Here is a 2,844-nt window from a genome sequence, read left to right as displayed (position 1 = left end):
AATATTGGTCAAGTCCTCGACCTATTAGTATCGATAAGCTAAATACATTGCTGCACTTACACCTTCGACCTATCAACCAGATAGTCTTTCTGGGGTCTTACCCTTGCGGTGGGAAATCTTATCTTGAAGTTGGCTTCGCGCTTAGATGCTTTCAGCGCTTATCCATTCCGTACATAGCTACCCAGCCATGCCCTTGGCAGAACAACTGGTACACCAGAGGTACGTCCATCCCGGTCCTCTCGTACTAAGGACAGGTCTCCTCAAATTTCCTACGCCTGCGACGGATAGGGACCGAACTGTCTCACGACGTTCTGAACCCAGCTCGCGTACCACTTTAATGGGCGAACAGCCCAACCCTTGGGACCTACTACAGCCCCAGGATGTGATGAGCCGACATCGAGGTGCCAAACCTCCCCGTCGATGTGGACTCTTGGGGGAGATAAGCCTGTTATCCCCAGGGTAGCTTTTATCCGTTGAGCGATGGCCCTTCCACGCAGAACCACCGGATCACTAAGTCCGATTTTCATCCTTGCTCGACCTGTATGTCTTGCAATCAAGCTCTCTTTTGCCTTTACACTCTACGTACGATTTCCGACCGTACTGAGAGAACCTTTGAGCGCCTCCGTTACCTTTTGGGAGGCGACCGCCCCAGTCAAACTGCCCACCTGACAGTGTCCCAAGACCAGATTCATGGCCTATGGTTAGAGTCCCAGTACTACAAGGGTGGTATCCCAAGGATGGCTCCGCCAAAACTGGCGTCCTGGTTTCAAAGCCTCCCACCTATCCTGTACATGTAGTACCAAGACCCAATGTCAAGCTACAGTAAAGCTCCATGGGGTCTTTCCGTCCTGTCGCAGGTATCCGGCATCTTCACCGGAATTACAATTTCACCGAGTCTGTTGTTGAGACAGTGCCCAAATCGTTACGCCTTTCGTGCGGGTCGGAACTTACCCGACAAGGAATTTCGCTACCTTAGGACCGTTATAGTTACGGCCGCCGTTTACTGGGGCTTAAGTTCACTGCTTCGATTACTCTAACAGATCCCCTTAACCTTCCAGCACCGGGCAGGCGTCAGCTCCTATACATCGTCTTGCGACTTAGCAGAAACCTATGTTTTTGGTAAACAGTCGCTTGGGCCTATTCTCTGCGGCCACCGTATGGTGGCACCCCTTATCCCTAAGTTACGGGGTCATTTTGCCGAGTTCCTTAACAACAGTTCTCTCGCGGGCCTTAGGATACTCTCCTCACCCACCTGTGTCGGTTTGCGGTACGGGTACCTTTAACCTCGATAGAGACTTTTCTTGACAGTGTGAAATCAGCTACTTCGCTACTAAATTTCGCTCCCCATCACATCCCAGCATTATCAAAGCGGATTTACCTACTCTGACTGCCTCAATGCTTGGGCACACATAACCAACAGTGTGCTTAGCTTATCCTACTGTGTCATCCCATCTCTCAAACGGTTATCGGTAGTACAGGAATATCAACCTGTTGTCCATCACCTACGCCTTTCGGCCTCAGCTTAGGTCCCGACTAACCCAGGGCGGACGAACCTTCCCCTGGAAACCTTGGGTTTACGGCCTGTGGGATTCTCACCCACATCTCGCTACTCATGCCAACATTCTCACTCCCATACTGTCCACATGTCCTTACGGTCATGCTTCAACCCGTATGGGAAGCTCCCCTACCCATCATTACTGATGCCGTAGCTTCGGTAGTAAGTTTTAGCCCCGGAAATCTTCGGCGCAGGATCACTCGACCAGTGAGCTATTACGCACTCTTTGAATGAGTGGCTGCTTCTAAGCCAACATCCTGGTTGTCTGTGCAATCCCACATCCTTTACCACTTAACTTACATTTAGGGACCTTAGCTGACGATCTGGGCTGTTGCCCTTTCGACTATGAATCTTATCACCCACAGTCTGACTCCCAAGTATAAGATGACGGCATTCGGAGTTTGATAGTCTTCGGTAGGTGCAATACCCCCTAGGACATTCAGTGCTCTACCTCCGTATCTCTCACCTTGAGGCTAGCCCTAAAGCTATTTCGGGGAGAACCAGCTATCTCCGGGCTCGATTGGAATTTCACCGCTACCCACAAGTCATCCCCGAGCTTTTCAACGCTCGTGGGTTCGGACCTCCACGAAATTTTACTTTCGCTTCATCCTGCTCATGGGTAGGTCGCCCGGTTTCGGGTCTACGTCAAGTAACTGAACGCTCAGTTAAAACTCGCTTTCGCTACGGCTCCACACCTTAAGTGCTTAACCTTGCTACTTAACGTAACTCGTTGGCCCGTTCTACAAAAAGTACGCGGTCACACAAGAAATGTGCTTCCACAGCTTGTAAGTGCAGGGTTTCAGGTTCTATTTCACTCCCCTCCCGGGGTTCTTTTCACCTTTCCCTCACGGTACTATACGCTATCGGTCACTAGGTAGTATTTAGCCTTGGAGGGTGGTCCCTCCTGCTTCCCACAGGGTTTCACGTGTCCCGTGGTACTCTGGATCATATCTGAAGTTTTCTCGTTTGACATACAGGACTATTACCTTCTGTGGTGGGTCTTTCCAAACCTCTTCAATTACGATACCTCTTCGTTTAAGATATGTCCGCAACCCCAATAAAGAAAACTTTATTGGTTTGGGCTATTCCGCGTTCGCTCGCCGCTACTTACGGAATCGAATTTCTTTCTCTTCCTTCAGGTACTTAGATGTTTCAGTTCCCTGAGTTCCCCTCATTAAGCTATGTATTCACTTAATGATACTTAGACATTACTCTAAGTGAGTTTCCTCATTCGGAAATCTTCGGATCAAAGTTTACGTGCAACTCCCCGAAGCTTATCGCAGCTTATC

Annotated in this window: 1 rRNA gene; it reads right to left on the bottom strand. The window is 49.6% G+C overall.

The features are described 5' to 3' along the window. Nucleotides 1-4: 4 nt before the first annotated feature. Nucleotides 5-2,844: ribosomal RNA gene (locus IC218_RS21475) — 23S ribosomal RNA — on the bottom strand; the annotation flags it as partial.

The sequence above is a fragment of the Clostridioides sp. ES-S-0005-03 genome, assembly GCF_020658455.1.
Classification (GTDB): Bacteria; Bacillota; Clostridia; order Peptostreptococcales; family Peptostreptococcaceae; genus Clostridioides.
Note: the sequence above shows the minus strand (reverse complement) of the source record. Positions and strands in the feature narration are given on the sequence as shown.